Annotated in this window: 14 protein-coding genes; 5 read left to right on the forward strand and 9 right to left on the reverse strand. The window is 55.8% G+C overall.

The window, feature by feature from the left end:
* Positions 1-87: 87 nt before the first annotated feature.
* Positions 88-1,119 carry an aspartate-semialdehyde dehydrogenase gene (locus ACQZ51_RS18755; protein WP_448779514.1) on the reverse strand — a complete coding sequence of 344 codons (1,032 nt, stop codon included), beginning with the start codon at positions 1,117-1,119 and terminating at the stop codon, positions 88-90.
* Between the two features lie 502 nt (positions 1,120-1,621).
* On the opposite strand from ACQZ51_RS18755, the gene ACQZ51_RS18760 reads away from it, so the two are divergent.
* Positions 1,622-3,508 carry an MFS transporter gene (locus ACQZ51_RS18760; protein ID WP_448779515.1) on the forward strand — a complete coding sequence of 629 codons (1,887 nt, stop codon included), beginning with the start codon at positions 1,622-1,624 and terminating at the stop codon, positions 3,506-3,508.
* A 74-nt stretch (positions 3,509-3,582) separates the two neighbouring features.
* On the opposite strand, the gene ACQZ51_RS18765 is transcribed toward ACQZ51_RS18760, so the two are convergent.
* The 8 genes from ACQZ51_RS18765 to ACQZ51_RS18800 all read right to left on the reverse strand — a co-directional run bounded on the left by ACQZ51_RS18765 (position 3,583) and on the right by ACQZ51_RS18800 (position 11,903).
* Entirely contained in the window at positions 3,583-4,992 is a 1,410-nt protein-coding gene (locus tag ACQZ51_RS18765) for a mannitol dehydrogenase family protein (RefSeq protein ID WP_448779628.1), read from the reverse strand.
* Position 4,993: 1 nt separating this feature from the next.
* Positions 4,994-6,190, reverse strand: coding sequence for a mannonate dehydratase (uxuA, locus tag ACQZ51_RS18770; protein WP_448779516.1), 1,197 nt, complete (start codon positions 6,188-6,190; stop codon positions 4,994-4,996).
* Positions 6,191-6,208: 18 nt separating this feature from the next.
* Entirely contained in the window at positions 6,209-7,258 is a 1,050-nt protein-coding gene (locus ACQZ51_RS18775) for an L-idonate 5-dehydrogenase (RefSeq protein WP_448779517.1), read from the reverse strand.
* A gap of 62 nt (positions 7,259-7,320) precedes the next feature.
* On the reverse strand, positions 7,321-8,727 hold the full coding sequence (locus ACQZ51_RS18780; protein WP_448779519.1) for a TRAP transporter large permease: 1,407 nt from the start codon (positions 8,725-8,727) through the stop codon (positions 7,321-7,323).
* A gap of 1 nt (position 8,728) precedes the next feature.
* Positions 8,729-9,304 carry a TRAP transporter small permease gene (locus ACQZ51_RS18785; protein ID WP_448779521.1) on the reverse strand — a complete coding sequence of 192 codons (576 nt, stop codon included), beginning with the start codon at positions 9,302-9,304 and terminating at the stop codon, positions 8,729-8,731.
* A 61-nt stretch (positions 9,305-9,365) separates the two neighbouring features.
* Positions 9,366-10,340, reverse strand: a complete 975-nt coding sequence (locus tag ACQZ51_RS18790) for a sialic acid TRAP transporter substrate-binding protein SiaP (RefSeq protein WP_448779523.1) — start codon at positions 10,338-10,340, stop codon at positions 9,366-9,368.
* Positions 10,341-10,412: 72 nt separating this feature from the next.
* Complete coding sequence (locus ACQZ51_RS18795) at positions 10,413-11,114, reverse strand: FadR/GntR family transcriptional regulator (RefSeq protein ID WP_448779524.1); 702 nt, start codon at positions 11,112-11,114, stop codon at positions 10,413-10,415.
* 156 nt (positions 11,115-11,270) lie between these two features.
* On the reverse strand, positions 11,271-11,903 hold the full coding sequence (locus tag ACQZ51_RS18800) for a TetR/AcrR family transcriptional regulator (protein WP_448779526.1): 633 nt from the start codon (positions 11,901-11,903) through the stop codon (positions 11,271-11,273).
* A gap of 107 nt (positions 11,904-12,010) precedes the next feature.
* Here ACQZ51_RS18800 and ACQZ51_RS18805 point away from each other — a divergent pair, with 107 nt between their 5' ends.
* Genes ACQZ51_RS18805 through ACQZ51_RS18820 form a run of 4 tightly spaced genes read left to right on the forward strand, consistent with a single transcriptional unit; the run spans position 12,011 to position 18,431 of the window.
* Positions 12,011-13,084, forward strand: a complete 1,074-nt coding sequence (locus ACQZ51_RS18805) for an efflux RND transporter periplasmic adaptor subunit (protein ID WP_448779528.1) — start codon at positions 12,011-12,013, stop codon at positions 13,082-13,084.
* The gene (locus ACQZ51_RS18810) at positions 13,081-14,163 is read left to right on the forward strand and encodes an efflux RND transporter periplasmic adaptor subunit (protein WP_448779530.1); all 1,083 of its coding nucleotides are present in this window, start codon (positions 13,081-13,083) and stop codon (positions 14,161-14,163) included. The genes ACQZ51_RS18805 and ACQZ51_RS18810 overlap by 4 nt, the downstream gene beginning before the upstream one ends.
* Entirely contained in the window at positions 14,160-17,234 is a 3,075-nt protein-coding gene (locus ACQZ51_RS18815) for an efflux RND transporter permease subunit (RefSeq protein WP_448779531.1), read from the forward strand. The genes ACQZ51_RS18810 and ACQZ51_RS18815 overlap by 4 nt, the downstream gene beginning before the upstream one ends.
* 60 nt (positions 17,235-17,294) lie before the next feature.
* Positions 17,295-18,431 (forward strand): alpha/beta hydrolase, encoded by a 1,137-nt coding sequence (locus tag ACQZ51_RS18820; protein WP_448779533.1) that lies wholly within the window; start codon positions 17,295-17,297, stop codon positions 18,429-18,431.
* The last annotated feature ends 36 nt before the right edge of the window (positions 18,432-18,467 follow it).

The following is an 18,467-nucleotide window of genomic DNA, read 5'->3' on the forward strand; positions in this document are numbered from 1 at the left end:
AGCCCGTGATGAACAGTTTGTCTGAAAACCCGTCCATTCCCACAGTGGAATGGGCGGGTTATAGTTAACAATTGTTAAAAAATAGTATCAAGCCGCACTGCGTGGCTTGATGAGGCCACGATTGACGAGAAGCTCGGCGATCTGGATAGCATTCAGAGCCGCGCCCTTGCGCAAGTTGTCGGATACGACCCAGATGTTAAGACCGTTTTCAACAGTCGCGTCTTCGCGAATGCGCGAAATGAACGTCGCGTCTTCGCCAGCGCACTCGACCGGCGTGATGTAGCCGCCATTCTCATGCTTGTCGATGACCTGGCAGCCGGGCGCTTCACGCAGAATATCACGCGCCTGATCGGCTGTGATTTCGTTTTCGAACTCGATGTTCACGGATTCCGAATGGCCGATGAAGACAGGAACGCGCACGGCTGTGCATGTAACCTTAATCTTCGGGTCCAGCATCTTCTTCGTCTCAGCCAGAACCTTCCACTCTTCCTTCGTGTATCCATCTTCCATGAAGACATCGATGTGCGGAATGACGTTGAAGGCGATACGCTTGGTGAACTTCTTCGTTTCGACAGGATCGGCAACAAATACCGCACGTGTCTGCTGGAAAAGCTCGTCCATACCTTCCTTGCCTGCACCGGACACGGACTGATAGGTCGAAATGACGACGCGCTTGATCGTCGCCGCATCATGCAAAGGCTTCAGGGCAACAACGAGCTGGGCCGTGGAGCAATTCGGGTTTGCAATGATATTGCGCTTGCGGAAGCCTTCGATAGCGTCAGCATTCACCTCTGGAACGATCAGTGGAACGTCCTGATCATAGCGCCATGCGGAAGAGTTATCGATGACGACGCAGCCCTGGGCGCCGATTTTGGGGGACCACTTCTTGGATACGTCTCCACCAGCAGACATCAGGCAAATATCGGTATCGGAAAAGTCGTAGTTCTCCATATTGGAGACCTTCAGCGTGCGGTCACCGTAGGACACTTCCGTGCCCTGGCTGCGAGCCGACGCCAGCGCGACAACTTCATCTGCCGGAAACCCGCGCTCAGCGAGAATATTGAGCATTTCACGACCGACATTGCCGGTAGCGCCTGCGATTGCAACTTTGAAACCCATGATCAAGCTCTCTTTCTACCTCTCCTCGTTTTTGGTGAGGGGGAACCCGCAATTCAGCGGCTTCCTTCTTCCCCGACCAAACCGGGGAGAGAGCGGTGGGCCAGAGACGTCAGACGGTTTTAATCGTCGTTTTGGCCGTAATTCGGATGGAGTAGGCAAGGCGCGACCGATCACCGGCAAAATCTGCCGGGTTATGCATGACAGTCATGTCTGAGACATGTCTCATCAAAATCGTGCTCCTTTTCTCGGCAAAGCTATTATGGTGTTTGCATTTCCTGTCAAGCGCAAACACGCCGCAATTTGGTCTGCCTATGCGTAGCGCCGCCATGCCGCGTAAGATTTCTGACCCTACTGAATTAGACTAAAGTCATAAGCCAAAAGGATCGCTCTTCCTTTCGTTCATTTTCTGCCACTCTGTGTGCAGGTGCATCGTGCCGCAAGGGCAGTCCGTGGGAGTCGGACTGTTGCGATGTGTCACTCATCGATCTGTGGAGGACAGAAAATGGCGAACGTAGTAGCCGCGGGCAACGAAAAGGCCCGCCCCATGACGGGTGAAGAGAAGAAGGTGATTTTCGCCTCTTCTTTGGGAACGGTCTTCGAGTGGTACGACTTTTATCTCTATGGCTCACTAGCCATCTACATTGGCGCGAACTTCTTCAGCCAATATCCTGAAACAACGCGCAACATCTTCGCGCTGCTGGCATTTGCCGCAGGCTTCCTCGTTCGTCCGTTCGGTGCGCTGGTGTTTGGACGCCTTGGCGACCTCGTCGGCCGCAAATACACCTTTCTTGTCACCATCCTGATCATGGGCTTCTCGACCTTTCTGGTCGGCGTTCTGCCCAATGCATCGCAAATCGGCATTGCGGCACCGATCATCCTCATTATCCTGCGCATGCTGCAAGGTCTGGCGCTTGGTGGTGAATATGGTGGTGCTGCCACCTATGTGGCCGAGCACGCGCCGAATGGCCGTCGCGGCTATTACACATCCTGGATTCAGACCACGGCGACACTCGGTCTGTTCCTGTCGCTCATGGTCATTCTCGGCGTGCAATTTGCCGTCGGCCGTGAAGCATTCGCCGATTGGGGCTGGCGCATTCCGTTTCTGCTGTCCGTCATTCTGCTTGGCGTCTCCGTCTGGATTCGCTTGAAGATGAGCGAATCGCCTGCCTTCAAGAAGATGAAGGAAGAGGGAAAAACCTCGAAGGCTCCACTCAGCGAAGCCTTCGGCCAGTGGAAAAACGCCAAGATCGCGATCATCGCGCTTGTGGGTGCCGTCATCGGACAGGCCGTTGTCTGGTACACAGGTCAGTTCTACGCGCTCTTCTTCCTGCAGAGCATTTTGAAGGTAGACGGACAGTCCGCCAACATCATGGTTGCCTGCGCTCTTCTTCTCGGCACCGGCTTCTTCGTGCTGTTCGGTTGGCTCTCCGACAAGATCGGGCGCAAACCCATCATCATGGCAGGTCTGGTTCTGGCCATGCTGACCTACTTCCCGCTGTTCAAGGCACTGACATGGGCAGGTAACCCTGCACTCGCACAGGCTCAAGCCTCGGTTCGTGCAACAGTTACTGCCGCACCTGGCGATTGCCGCTTCCAGTTCAACCCAACCGGCACGGCCAAATTCACCACATCCTGCGATATCGCGACCTCATTCCTGACCAGAAACTCCGTGCCTTACGATGTTGTCGGAGGACCGGCGGGCCAGCCAGCAACGGTCAAGATCGGCGAAAAGACCATCACAAGCTATGATGCAGCCGCCGCCGGTGCAAATGCCGCAGCAAACGACCGTGCATTCCAGAAGCAGATCAATATGGCTCTGCAGGAAGGTGGATATCCACTGGTGCGCAGCGCCGCTCAGGTTCCCGCATCAAAGCTTGATGCCTTCATTGCTGCAAACCCGGAACTCGCGCTGAATGCCGATACCGTCCGCGCAACACCTGCTAAAACAGTGCCTGCCGAAAAGCTGGTGGCTGACAAGCTGATGACAGCGCCCGAATTGAACGGCGCGACTGAGATGGCCGTCTATACGGTTGCAGGCGGTGGTGCATTTGCCATGGTCGCCGACCCAGCCGCTGTGAACTGGATCGCCATCATTGCGGTTCTGACCATCCTCGTCATCTATGTGACGATGGTCTACGGCCCGATTGCCGCTCTGCTGGTGGAAATGTTCCCAACCCGCATCCGCTATTCCGGCATGTCCCTGCCCTACCACATTGGTAACGGCTGGTTCGGTGGTCTTCTGCCCGCAACTGCATTCGCCATGAGTGCTGCCAAGGGTGATATCTACTACGGCCTTTGGTACCCTATCATTTTCGCAGGTATCACACTGGTCGTCGGCCTCCTGTTCCTGCCCGAAACCAAGGACCGCGACATCCACAAGATGGAATAGGTTGCACCATCACCCAAAAAACAAGAACCCGGCGAGATCATCGCCGGGTTTTCTTTTTGGGAGTCTGGAAGAGGTCAGAATGAAAGAGCGGCCAGTTCCTGATTGACCAGATCGCGCCATGCACGGTTCTGCACCAGATCGGCGAGAAACAGGCCTTCGACGGCGAAAAATGCAGCCGATGGATCGGCATGATCCACTTGGTTTGCCGCAGAGAGGATTTCGTCCTTGCGAGGATCATTCGGGATGCCACGCTTGTGAACAGACGCGATCCACAGGGCGACCACATAAGCAAACTCGGCGGCATCGTGCCCCGCAGCCAACGCCTCAACCGCGGCAGCCATGATCCGCTGCGGTAGCTTCTGACTTGTATCCATCGCAATCTGCTCGTTGCGGTGGGCAATCGTCGGGTTGGCGAAGCGTTCAAGCAATTCGTTTTGGTAGTAAGGAAGATCAATGCCCGGCACGGGTTCGAGCGTGGCAGCGGCTGCCTTCATGTGCCGCTTCACCTTTTCCACAAACTCCGGCACCGCCATGACATCGCGCACGAACTCCAGATCGTGGAGAATGCCCAAATGCGCGATGAGCGTATGCGAGCCGTTCAGAAGCCTAAGCTTCATGTTTTCATAAGGCTCAACCGCCTGCGTAAAGACGGCACCCGCCGCCTCCCACGCTGGACGCCCAGAAACGAAATCATCCTCGATCACCCATTGCAGAAAGGGTTCCGTTTCGATGGCGAGGCGGTCCTCAACACCCAGCAACTGTGCCGCACGTTGCCGCGTTTCATCCGTCGCCGCTGGCACGATGCGGTCCACCATGCTGCATGGAAATTTGCCGTTCTCGTTAATCCAGCGTGCCAGTTCGGGGTCACGTCGCTCTGCCAGTTCCAGAACGAGACGGCGAACGACATGGCCGTTGGACGGAAGATTGTCGCAGCACAGCACCGTAAATGGCTTGAGACCTTGCGCGTGTCGTCTGGCAAGACCTTCAACAAGATAGCCTATTGCACCTACAGGAGCATGCGGATTGGCGAGGTCTGAGGCGATTGATGGGTGCTTCAGGTCTAACCCGCCTGTCACGGGGTGTAGGCCGTAAGCCTTTTCGCTAACGGTCAGGGTGACGATGCGGATATTCGGATTGGCCAGATGGCCAAGAACAGCCTCTCTCTGTTCGGCTGCGCAAAGCCAATTCACCGTTGCACCGATGATTTCAGCGCGATCACCCTCAGCACTTCGAACGATGACGGAGTATACGCCATCCTGTTCTGCCAGCGCCTGGACAGGCTCGTTCGAGCGCAAGTTTACGGCGACGATGCCCCAGGGGCCGAAGCTGCTCTCCAGTGCTTTTTGCGTAAAGACAGCTTGATGGGCCCGGTGGAAAGCACCCAAACCGAAATGCACGATGCCGGGCTTCAATGCCATGCGATCAAAGGCAGGGACGGTAACGGTTTGGGGCAACGAGGTGGAGGCAGTTAATCTGTTCATAATGCTATACTCTACCGAACTGTGGATGAAGAAGCGTGCGCTCGATGCCACGCAACTCGGCCAATCCCTTGAGGCGACCGATGGCGGGGTAGCCGGGCTGCGCGCCGCGCTTGATGTCGTCAAGAATTTCCTGCCCGTGATCTGGCCGCATGGCGATGCGATGGTCTTCGCGGCCAACTGTGCGGCGGCGCTTTTCTTCTCCCAGCAACGCAGCTATGACGGCCACCATATCGGTTGCGCCTTCCAGATGCTCGTCCTCGAAGAAGGAACATGGAGCCGTGTCGGTGTCGCGTGTAACGTTGCGCAGGTGCACGAAATGGATACGGTCCGCAAAGGCCTTCGCGATCATCGGCAGATCATTATCCTTGTGGGCACCCAAAGACCCAGTGCAGAGCGTCACCCCATTTGCCAGACTGTCGACCTGTCCCAACATATGCGCGTAGTCGGCTTGCGTAGAAAGGATTCGTGGCAGTCCCAGCAACGGCCAGGGCGGATCATCGCCATGGGCGCAAAGATTGATGCCGACCTCTTGCGCCACCGGCACGACCTCAGACAAGAAATCCACCAAATTGGATTGCAGCCGCAAACGGTCTACGCCCTGATATGACCTTAGCTTCTCGAGAAGCTGGTCAAGCGTGTAGCCATCAGCAGATCCCGGCAGGCCCGCCCCGATGTTCCGCCCCAAGGAGATGATTTTGCTATCCGGCATTTCGGAAAACCGTCTGGCAGCGTCATCAATAAGCCATTCTGGATAATCGGATTTTGCGTCGGGCCGTTTGAGAATGTGAATGTCGAAAGCGGCGAAATCCACCAGGTCGAACCGCATGGCCTTCGCACCGTGGCGCGTTTCCCAACGCAGATCCGTGCGGGTCCAATCCAGAACAGGCATGAAATTGTAGCAAACAGTGCGAATGCCGCTAGACGCCAAACGTCGCAGGTTCTCTTGCCAATTGGCAGTATGGTGTTTCCAGTCCCCGGTCTGGGTCTTGATGTCCTCAGAGACAGGAACGCTCTCGACCACGTCCCAATAGAGGCCACCGGCCTTGATGGCTTCGTGCCGCTTTACAATGTCATCGACAGGCCAGACCGCGCCGGTTTCGATGTGATGCAGCGCGCTGACAATGCCCTCAGCACCCGCCTGCGCGGCATCCCGCACCGAAACCTTATCCACGGGGCCGAACCAGCGCCATGTGTGCTTCATATCTTTATCCTTCAGAACTTAGTGAGTGCCGCCAAAGGTGATCTGCACCTTGCAGGCAACGGAGCGATCACCGGCCTGCTCGAATGCTTCGACAGCCTTTTCAAGCGGAAATTCATGCGAAATGATCGGGCGAACATCGATCATGCGCGACGAAATGAGCTGCACGGCAACGGCAAACTCCTGATCGAAACGCTGCGAGCCTCGCCAGACGATCTCTTTGCCGACGAGGCTGTTCAGTGGGATTGTAATATCGCCTGTCACGCCGACCTGAACGATGGTGCCGCGCGGTTTGATGGCTGAAAATGCCGAGCGCAATGCTGGACCGGCGGCTGAACAATCAAAGACGACATCGAATGTGCCTTTACCCTCCTGATAAGGTAAGAGCCCTTGTGGGTCTTTGGCGACATTGATCGTCCGGCGGGCACCCATGGACGGCGCTCGGGAAAGTGCCGCATCGGCAAGATCCGTGACGACAATCTCCGCCGCACCGGCATGTCTTGCTGCCGCAACCGTCAGCAGTCCGATGGGGCCAGCGCCGGTCACAAGAACACGTTTGCCTTGGAGATCACCAGCCTGCGCCACCGCATGAAGGCAAACCGCGAGCGGCTCTGCGCACGCCGCCTCAGCAGGAGTGGTATTCCCTTCGAAAGAAAAGCACTGCTTTGCCGGAACGACAAACCAGTCGCGAAACATGCCCTGCTCATGGGGAAGACGCATGGCGCTCCCCATGAAGCGCATGTCATGGCAATGAATGGGTTGGCCGATGGCGCAGTGGGGGCACGCGCCACAGGGTTGTGAAGGGTTGACCGCGACGAGCGCGCCGACCTCAAGACCCGTTACACCATCGCCCAAAGCTTCGACATAACCCGATGCTTCATGGCCTGAAATGATCGGCTCTCGCACCTGAACAGGCCCGAAGCCACCATCCTGGTAGTAGTGGAGGTCAGACCCGCAGATGCCGCCCGCAGCCATACGAAGCAGCACCTCGCCCGCGCCCGGTTGCGCGAAATCCTGCGTTTCGACCTTGAGGTCCTGCCTGCCATAAAGACGCGCGACGCGTGTCGACATGAATGTCTACTTTCGTTTCGTGATGAGGTGAGCCCGCGCGGAGAGCCGCGCGGGTTCTAGGTTTAACGGATTAATCCCATCTCCGTTGGCAACCACAAGGTGACAGCAGGAATGAAGGTGATGAGGATGAGGGCGATGAACAGGGGCACCAGCCACGGAAGGATCGCCATCGTTGTGCGCTCCACCGACAGTCTCGCCACCCGCGACAGAACGAACAGCACCATACCGAGCGGCGGATGCAGGAGGCCGATCATCAGATTGAGCGTCATGATGATACCGAAATGCACCGGATCGATATCGAACTGCAAAACCAGCGGTAACAGGATCGGAACGAGGATGGTGATGGCCGCAATCGTATCAAGAAAACAGCCAACAAACAGCATCAACAGGTTGACGAGGATAAGGAATATCCACTTGCTGTCCGTGAGAGTCAGAATTGCCGCTGACAGAACTTGCGCGGCCTGAGAGACCGTCAACAACCACGCAAACACCGATGCCGCCGCCACAATGAAGAGGACGGACGCCGAAGTCTCAATGGTATCAAACGTTGCTTTGGCCAGTGTTTTGAAGGTCATGGTGCGATAGCGCACAAGGCCGAGAAACAGCGACCACAACACAGCGGCAACGGCTGCTTCGGTGGGCGTGAACCAGCCCATGGTCATGCCGCCAATCAGAATGACCGGCGTCATCAGCGCCATGACGGCTGAGAAGTCGAAGTACCAGTCACAGGCAATCAACACGACAAGCGCAATGACAATGGCCCAGTTGAGCGACAGTCCGAGCGACGTCATCACATAGACGCTGACCGGGACAAGCATAACTATAAGAACTTCCAGCGATGCGCCGAAGATGGTGCGCAGGCTGAATGGCGTATCGGAACCCCAGTTCTTGATATAGGCAAAAACCGTCACCGTAATCATCATCAGCAAGGTCATGACCACGCCAGGAACGATTCCCGCCATGAAAAGAGCGCCAATCGAGACATTGGCCATCATTCCATAGATCACGAAAGGCAGGGATGGCGGAAAGATCGGTCCAAGCGTTGCAGAGGCTGCTGTAACACCAACTGCCGCTTCGATAGGATAACCGTGATCCTTCATGGCCTTGATTTCGATGGTGCCAATGCCGGCCGCATCTGCAAGGGCCGTTCCAGACATGCCAGAGAAGATGACCGAGCCGATAATGTTGACCTGGGCGAGACCACCCTTCATCCACCCCACCAGGGCAACGGCGAAGGAATAGATGCGCCCGGTTACGCCAGCGGAGTTCATGAGGTTGCCCGCTAGAATGAAGAACGGGACGGCCAGAAGCGGAAAGCTCTCGATACCCGCAATCATGCGCTGTGCGGCGATGATGTCAGGTGCGACATTGAAGGCGAGAATGTAAAGAAGCGATGCTGATGCCATGGAGATGGCAACCGGCAGGCCGATGAGCATCAGAAGGAGGAACGAGCCAATCAATACCAGCATATCAAACCTCCTCCACGCTCTGGAACTCTTCCGGTCTCTCAAGAACGGAATAGCCACGCCTGATATTGGCGATGAACACCTGTATGGAGCGGAGGAACATCAGCACAAATGCCGCAAAGACCGTGTAGAAAACAATGCTGCGCGGCAGCGCCACGGTGACCATTTCCTCACCCTCAACAATTTCCAGATAGCGCCACATCAGCCATGATGTGTAAGCGAAAAATCCGATGCGCAGCACATCTACAGCCAGAGACATGACGCGTGTCAGATGCGGCGGCAGGTAGTGGTAGAGAACATCAACCTGAATATGGCGAGACATGCGCACGCACATGACGGAGCCCATGAACACGACGGCAATCAGGCAGTTGACGGCAATCTCTTCTGTCCAGGCGTAACTGTCGTTCAGCACATAGCGGGTAAAGAACTGCAGGAAGACGCAGCCTGTCATGATCCAGAAAAGAGCGAGCGTCAGCCAATCCTCGAAAGCATAGACAGAGAGATCGGCATTGGGTGGTGGCTCATCGAATGTATGGGCAAGTTCCTCAGGCGTGACCTGAGTATGAATTTCCTGCGACATTGATTTATCCCGACTGAGAAGAAAAGGCGGCGCGGCTCGAAAAACCGCGCCGGGCACGGGCTTACTTGATGGCGCGAATGGCTTCCCAGTCGGCCTTTTCGTAACCAAAGTCCTCGAATTTGACCTTCTCGATCACGTTCTTTTCAAAGTCGGCCTTATCAACCTCAGTCACCGTCAAGCCACGCGACTTGAAATCGTCGACCAGTTTGTTCTCGCGCTCCTCGATGATCTTTGTCGTGCGTGTTGCTGCTTCCTGCATCACATCGACAAAGATTTTCTTGTCCTGCTCCGAAAGGCTCGCCCACCGGCTCTTGGAAATGACCGTATTGAGATGATCGACAATGTGGCCGGTCAGCACGATGTTCTTCTGCACCTCGAAGAATTTCTTCGCCTCAATCGTCGTCAGCGGATTTTCCTGCGCATCGACAGTTCCGTTCTGAAGCGCCAGATAGACCTCGGCGAAAGCAATCGGCGTGGTGTTGGCGCCGCATGCGCGCGGCATGGCCAGATAGGCCGGAACATCAGGAACGCGCATTTTCACGCCGGCCAGATCAGCACATGTCGCAATCGGCTTGTTTGCTGTGGTGTGGCGAGTGCCGTAATAGCTGACGGCTGCGATGACATTGCCGCTCTTGTCCTCATACCCTTTCGCAAGGCGCTTGAAGACGTCGCTCTTGGTGTAAGCAATCAGATGCTCGGGGCTGCGGAAGATGTAAGGGAAGTACGTGACGCCGATAGGCTTGTAGTCACGGGCGGCGAAGCTGGAACCCGAAATGATCATATCGACCGTTCCCAGTTTCAGGCCCTGGTTAATATCAACCTCCTTGCCGAGCTGCGATGCAGGAAACACGTCGATCTTGTAACGGCCTTCCGTACGCTTTTCGATTTCCTTCGAAGCCCAGACGGATTCGGTGTGGAAAGGCTCACTTGTTTCGTAAACATGGGCCCATTTGAGCGCGGTCTGCGCCTGGGCTGCAAATGCGGATACAGCGACGATTGCCGTTGCACCCAGCAAGCTGATGATTCTAAATGACATTGTTTTCCCTCCCGGATTGATGTCAGATTTTCTGTTTTCATGCTCCTCCCTCTTGGAAGGATCATGCTTCGCCTACGGCTCCTCCCCGAAGCTTTCGGAAAACCTTTTCTGCGACAGCATCAGATGGCGGCGCATGGCATCGCGCGCACCTGTCGCGTCGTTTTGGGCAATCGCATTTCGAATGACCCGATGTTCATCAAGCGCCAGACGCCATGTCTGCGGCCCTTCGAAATGGCTGGCCAGCCTCTCGAAATACGGTGTCATGCGCCGGTCAAAGATCTGGCCGGTAAACCGATGCAGAGTAGCGTTGCCGATGATATCCGTTATGGCAGTGTGAAATGCGCGGTCCTGAACCAGCATGTTGACGGGATCGCCAATGGCTTTTTCCATCTGCCCAAGACAATCGTCCAAACGCTGAATACCTTCAGCATTTGCAACCCGCGCGGCCTCCTCCGCAATTGCACTTTCGATAATGCTGCGCGCCTGAAGTATTTCAAACGGGCTGTCATTGTCGTCAACCGGCAAGGCCTTGGGAGCGTGGTTCGTGCGCTGACTGACGTAAACGCCGGAGCCCATCCGGATATGGATATACCCTTCCACTTCCAGAACAATCAGCGCTTCCCGAACCGTCGGCCTGGAAACTGCGAACCGTTCGGCAAGATCCCGCTCAGCTGGAAGCTTCGCGCCCAAGCTCAACTCGCCCGTTTCGATCAGCGAACGGATTTGGTCCGCCACCTGCCTGTGCAGACGGCGTGGTTCCAGTGCCACAAACATGAAATCCTCCCAGATCCCATCTGGTCAATTGGTCTTACCAGTTGCAACGTTTTAACGTTTGCTGCAGCGCAGAGTCAAGCCTTCACTGCCGTCGCTCAGGCAGTGTTTTGGGGGTAGCGAAGATCATGCAGGATCGTGCCGCTCTACAACCAATATCTACGGCTGCGAGCGGTGATTTCGATCAACCAGAAGCGCACCCATTACCAGATCGAGATGCGCATCGATGTAGGCCGGAAGATCCAAAACTCGGCGGTCTTCATGGATGAGCGTTTCAATCGCTATCGCAACGATGGGCGCAAAGAGAAGGCAAGCGTTTACCCTTGGCCCTCCCACAAATTCTCCCGTCTCAACGCCCTCATCCAGTATGGCCTGAATGCGGGCGTGAATGGGCTCGATGAGTTCATCGCGGTGTGTATCGATGACATGGGGAAAACGCGCACCTTCCGCTACGACAAACCGCAACAATTGCCTCAGCCGCTTTTCCCGGAGCAAACGATCATAGAGCCCCTTGATGAGTATCTCCAGACGAACAGCTGGCTTGCCTTCAATCTCTCCAATATCGGCGATGACAGTTTCCAGCGGCGCGGCAATATGCAGGATCATCGCCGAAAAAAGTTCTTCCTTCGTTGGGAAATAGACATACACTGTGCCCTTGGTAACACCCACCCGCTCGGCGATGTCTTCTACCCGTGCCGCTGTAAAGCCGTGATCTACAAACTCTTGAAATGCCGCTTCCAAGATTTGCGTTGGCCGAAGTGCCTTCTGTTCGGCGCGTGTCAGCCTTTTCATAACTATCCTTAACCATCTGCGCTCGATCAACTCGAAACACAATAATTTCATTGACTACCCAGTAAGTCAAATGTATCACGTATTCATCATGGTTCAAGAGGCAATATATGAGACGGTACGCAACAATCGCCTTGCTGGCGGCAGCACTGCCAGGCCTTTCCGCCTGCGAGCCTGAAAAAGAAGCGCCGAAAAAACCGCTACGTCATGTAGAAGTGGTCCATGTCAAATCGCTCCCCGTCGCCGATGTCGTTTCGACAACCGGCGAAATCAGCGCCCGGGTACAATCCGATCTGTCGTTTCGCGTCAGCGGCCGCATTGTTGAACGGTTGGTGGACATAGGCGAACACGTTACCAATGGTCAGATCCTCGCCCGGATAGACCCACAAGAACAGAAGGCGGACCTGCAGGTAGCATTGGCGACGCTACAATCGGCGCAGGCACAGCAAACTCAGGCCCAGCAGGCTTTCGAGCGGCAGCAAAGCCTTTTCAACACCGGCGTCACCACCAGAGCCGCACTCGATCAGGCGCAGGAAACGCTTCTGACCGGACAGGGCACCGTTCAGTCCGCACAGGCGCAGGTTGACACTGCGCGTGATGCGCTGGAGCAGACCGAACTGAAAGCAGACGCCGACGGCATCATCACCGCCCGCAATGCGGAGGTCGGCCAGGTGGCCCAGGCGGCGCAGCTCATTTTCACCCTCGCCCATGACGGCCCGCGAGATGCCGTGATCGACGCGGACGAAACGACCCTGTTGGGCGGAGAAATTCAAAACGATATCGTCGTCAAGCTGCTGTCCGGTGGCAATGACATGAAGGCATCGGTGCGAGAAATTTCGCCCACTCTTGACACCTCGACCGGCACGATACGCGTCAAACTTACGCTAGATGCAAAAGCAGATGTGCGTCTTGGCAGTCCAGTCGTCGCCATTGCTCACTACAAACCCATCGACACGATCGAGCTTCCATCGTCGGCGATGGCGTCCCTGTCAGGCAATCCAGCCGTTTGGATTGTTGACCCCAAAAACCATGTAGTATCCATGCGCAAAATCGAAGTCGGAAAATACGCGAATGGCCGCTTCTCGGTCCTGTCAGGTCTTTCCGAAAATGAAACGGTTGTCGTGAACGGCACGAAATTTCTGGCTCTAGGCGAAATCGTGACGTACGAAGGAGCCGCCCAATGAAGACGTCTTTGACTGCTGTGGTGCTTTTGGCAGCCACAACGTTTCTTGTGTCCTGTGAGAAGCAGGAAGAAGCGGTAGAAAAGCCAAGGCCCGTGCTCTCCGTGGTCGTTAAGCCTGCGCCTGAGGCAACGCTGACACTGCCGGGCACCGTTAACGCAAGGATTGAAACGCAATTCGGCTTCCGCATTCTCGGGCGAATCGTTGCCCGGAATGTTCAGGTCGGTGACACCGTGAAAAAGGACGATGTCCTTGCTGCTATTGATCCGCTGTCTCTGGAGTTAGCTGTCAGAAGTTCGCAGTCCGATCTTTCCAATGCGCAAGCCCAGCTTGCAAACGCCATCACAAATGAGCAGCGCCAGCAAACATTGTTTGAACGGCAGTCTGCGGCAAAAGCGACGTTCGAAAGCGCGCAACAGGAACGCGAGACCGCTGCGGCAAACGTAAACAAGGCGCAGGCCAACTTGGATAAGGCGAACGAGCAGTTGGGATACTCACGCCTCCTGGCCGAGTTCAACGGCGTCGTTACCAGCACCTCTGCCGAGGTTGGGCAGGTCGTCTCCGCCGGACAAAGCGTTGTAACTGTTGCTCGGCCGGAAGAGCGGGACGCCGTCATCGACGTCCCTGAAACGGCAGGGACATTGGTCAAGCCAGGTACCGCGTTCGACGTGGCCCTCCAACTTGACCCCAGCTATCATGCCAAAGGCGTAGTTCGTGAAATCGCGCCCGATGCTGACGATGCGACACGCACTTTCAGGACAAAGCTGGCATTGGTAAACCCGCCTGAGGCGCTCCGTCTCGGCGCGGTCATCACAGCGACTGCAATTACGAATACTCAATCCATCATTCGCCTGCCTGCATCGGCAATCAAAGTGGATGGCTCCAAATCTATCGTCTGGATCGTCGACGACAAGGCGGGAAAAGTTTCATCCCGTGAAGTAACCGTCGCGCCAGGCTCCGCTCCAGGCGGCCCGGTTGTCATATCGGCGGGTCTCAATTCGGGCGACCGCGTGGTGGTTGCCGGCGTCAACCAACTAAAGGACGGCCAAGCCGTACGCATCGCGCAGGAGAATGCCCAGTGAAACCGTTCAATCTTTCTGACTGGGCGCTCGATCACCGTTCGCTCGTCTGGTATTTCATGATCATCTTCCTGATCGCCGGCGCGTTCTCCTACATCAATCTTGGCCGCGAAGAAGACCCTGCGTTCACGATCAAGACGATGATCGTCAACGCGCAGTGGCCGGGAGCATCTGCCGAAGAGGTCGCTAAACAGGTTACCGACCGGATCGAGAAAAAGCTTCAGGAGCTTGATGCGCTCGACTTTACCCGCAGCGAGACCAAGGCCGGTCAAACAACGATTTACGTTGAACTGCTGCCAACCACCAAGGCGAAAGACGTGGCCGGAAACTGGGTCAAGGTTCGCAACATGGTGAGCGATATCAAGGGAGACCTTCCAAGCGGTGTCGTTGGCCCGTTTTTCAACGACACGTTCGGAGACGTTTACGGCAATATTTTTGCCTTCACGTCCGATGGCCTGTCCCAACGCCAATTGCGCGACCTCGTTGAGAACGCGCGAGAAAAGCTGCTGACAGTTCCCAATTCCGGTAAGATCGATGTTGTGGGAGAGCAGGATGAAGTGATTTATCTTGAGTTCTCGACGCGCAAGATCGCAGCACTGGGAATAGACCGACAGGCCATCATAAGCACGTTGCAGGCACAGAACGCGGTTACCCAGTCCGGCTTTGTGGATGCGGGACCGGAAAGCATCGCCTTGCGGGTTGGTGGAGCTTTCCTGTCTGAGGACAGCCTGAAGACAATCAATCTGAGGGTCAATGATCGCTATTTTCCGTTGACCGACATCGCAACCATCAAGCGCGGCTATGTAGACCCTCCATCCGCACTATTTCGCTTCAAGGGAAAGCCCGCCATTGGCTTGGCCATTGGCATGAAACCGGGTGCTAACCTTTTGACATTCGGCAAGGACCTTGATGATGAGCTGAAACGCGTTGTGGCGGACCTCCCCATCGGTGTGACCGTGGAGCGTGTATCCGATCAGCCTGCAGTGGTAGAGGAAGCCGTGTCCGGGTTCACTACCGCCCTTTTCGAAGCCATCGCCATCGTTCTGGCTATCAGTTTCATAAGCCTGGGCGTACGTGCTGGCCTAGTCGTTGCCGTGTCGATTCCACTCGTTCTGGCCATCACTTTTGTGTTTATGGAATATACGGGCATCTCGCTTCAGCGAATCTCGCTCGGGGCGCTGATCATTGCCCTAGGCCTTCTGGTAGACGATGCCATGATTGCCGTGGAAATGATGGTTTCGCGGCTGGAAGCCGGCGACAACCTGAGAAAGGCAGCCACTTACGTCTACACATCAACGGCATTTCCGATGCTGACAGGGACTCTCGTCACTGTTGCGGGCTTTATTCCAATTGGCCTGAATAGCAGCGCGGCTGGCGAGTTCACATTCACACTCTTTGTCGTCATTGCTGTTTCGCTCGTTGTATCTTGGATCGTCGCGGTGGTCTTCACACCGCTGCTCGGCGTCGTCATTTTGCCGAAAACAATGAAGTCGCACCACGATAACAAAGGTCGCTTCACGAGAGCCTTTGCCTGGACGCTCAGGCTCGCCATGCGCTGGCGGTGGGTCACAATCGTTTTGACGGTCGTTATTTTTGCCCTGTCGATCGGCGGACTGGGCCTTGTGCAGCAGCAATTCTTCCCGGCCTCCGACCGCACCGAGCTTGTCATTGACTGGGGTTTGCCACAGAACAGTACAATCGCTGAAACCAACAGGCAGATGACAAAGTTCGAGACGGAAAAACTCGTCGGCAATGGTGATATCGACCACTGGTCTACCTATGTTGGCGAAGGAGCACCCCGCTTAATTCTGTCGTACGATGTGCAGAGCCCTGCGGCATGGTTTGGCCAGACTGTGATCGTGGCGAAGGATATCGAAGCCAGGAACAAGCTCCGGACCGACCTTCAGGCTTACCTCTCAACAACATTTCCCGGCACGGATGCGTTTGTGAAGCTTCTCGATATCGGCCCGCCGGTTGGAAAGCCGGTTCAGTATAGAATCAGCGGACCTGACATCCAAAAGGTTCGTCAAATCGCACAACAGTTCGGATCTATCGTTCAGGCGAACCCACTCCTGTCCAATATGGCCTATGACTGGAACGAACCGTCCCGCGTTGTGAAGGTCGATGTGCTTCAGGATAAGGCCCGACAGCTAGGTGTATCGTCTCAAGATATCGCGACTGTGCTGAACGATGTCGTCAAGGGAACCACGGTTACCCAGGTCAGAGATGATATTTATCTGGTGGACGTCGTGGGCAGAGCTGAAGATATCGAACGGGGTTCCATCGATACACTCAGAAACCTTCAGCTGGCTGCGTCGAACGGGAAGGCGGTTCCACTCTCGGCTGTTGCCAAGTTCCGCTATGAACTGGAACAGCCACTGATTGGTCGCCGTGACCGGATGCCGACGATCATCGTCAAAGCAGCTGTCGTCGGCCCCACCCAGCCCGCGACGATTGTTGAACAATTGAAGCCTGAAGTCGAGAAATTCAGCGCATCCTTGCCAACAGACTACAAGGTCGAAATCGGTGGATCTGTCGAGTCGAGTGCAGACTCGCAGGGACCAATCGCAGCCGTAGCCCCGATCATGCTGCTGGTGATGGCGACGATTCTCATGTTCCAACTGCAAAGTTTCAGCCGACTATTCCTTGTCTTTGCTGTTGCTCCGCTGGCCCTGATCGGGGTGGTCGCGGCCCTCATGCTCAGCAATGCTCCGATGGGCTTCGTAGCGATCCTCGGTGTTCTCGCGCTCATCGGAATTCTGATCAGAAACTCGGTGATCCTTGTCGTGCAAATCGAGCAACTGCGGGAAGAAGGTGTCAGCCCTTGGCGTGCCGTCATCGAGGCGACCGAGCACCGTATGCGGCCTATCCTGCTGACTGCAGCTGCCGCGACACTTGCGCTGATACCAATCTCGCGCGAGATTTTCTGGGGACCAATGGCTTACGCCATGATGGGCGGCATTGTCGTCGGAACGGTCTTGACCCTTCTGTTCCTGCCGGCACTCTACGTCGCCTGGTTCCGAATTCCGCGTGAAGACGAGAACCAGAAACCGCACGAACCGGTAACGGCTTGATCTGCAGGGGGGCGCGCAAGCGCCCTCTTTTTCCATCCATTCAGCAAGGCGATATTGAGCGTGACGATTCTTCACTTCTGCATGGGCGAACTCCCACGCCGCATTCTCATCCTATCCGCTCTTGCCTTGGCATTGTCCGGCTGCGTTTCCCGCCCGGGCACCGAGGTTCTCAAACCCGTCGCCCTGCGCACCACCCCCGCGCAAACAGTTGATGTACTTGCTGTTACGAATCGCGTTTTCGAGCCAAAGGACAACACGTTTGGCAACAGATGGGGGAGCGGCGTTCAATATGATCGTTTTGTTTTTTCAGTCCCACCCGACAGAAAGGACATTTCGATTGCATATCCCTCTGCAAAGCCCGACCCGAAGCAGCAATATATCGTAACAAAGCGGGAGAAGCTGACGCTGGATTCCCTCGTGAAGGATGCAACGCATTTAGCCAGATTTGACGGCACAGTTTCAGTCTTTGTGCATGGCTACAATTACTCCTATCAGGAAGCGCTGTACCGAACGGCGCAGATGGCTGCTGATGCCACTGCCATTGGCTCGCCAATCATGTTCTCCTGGCCATCTGCCGCCAGCGTGACAGGCTATGTAGCAGACCGGGACGCCGTCCTATATTCTCGCTCGCAACTCGACTCTCTCCTCCAAGCATTGGCGAAGGCGCCCAAGGTCAAGCGCGTCATCCTGTTTGGCCACAGCATGGGCGGCTTCCTTTCCATGGAGGTCGCAAGACAATTAAGACTTCAGGGACAAGATAATGTTCTTGGGAAACTTCAAATCGTTCTGGCAGCTCCCGATATTGATGCCGACGTGTTCAAATCGCAACTCAGGGATATCGGCCACATCCCCACACCCGTCACGCTGTTGGTATCAAACAGCGATAGCGCCTTGAAAATTTCCAGCTTCGTCAGCGGCGAACGGCCACGGGTTGGTATGCTCGACATCAATGACCCGCTGATCCAACAAACGGCAAAAGCAGAGCGCCTGACCGTTATCGACATTTCCTCCCTGAAGTCATCCGACGGATTGGGCCACGATCGCTATGCAGCGCTCGCTCAGTTTTCGGGAGATCTCGCCGCAGCGGAAAAACGGATGCAAACAAATGGCACAAACATCGGCGCTTTCGTGTTTGATGCAGCGGGTGCCGTCGTCTCAAGCCCATTCCGGTTGGCGGGAAAAATAGCACGCCAGTGACGGCCATATCGCCAATAGAAAAGGGGCTGGGTCAGC

It is taken from the genome of Agrobacterium sp. CG674 (assembly GCF_053521645.1).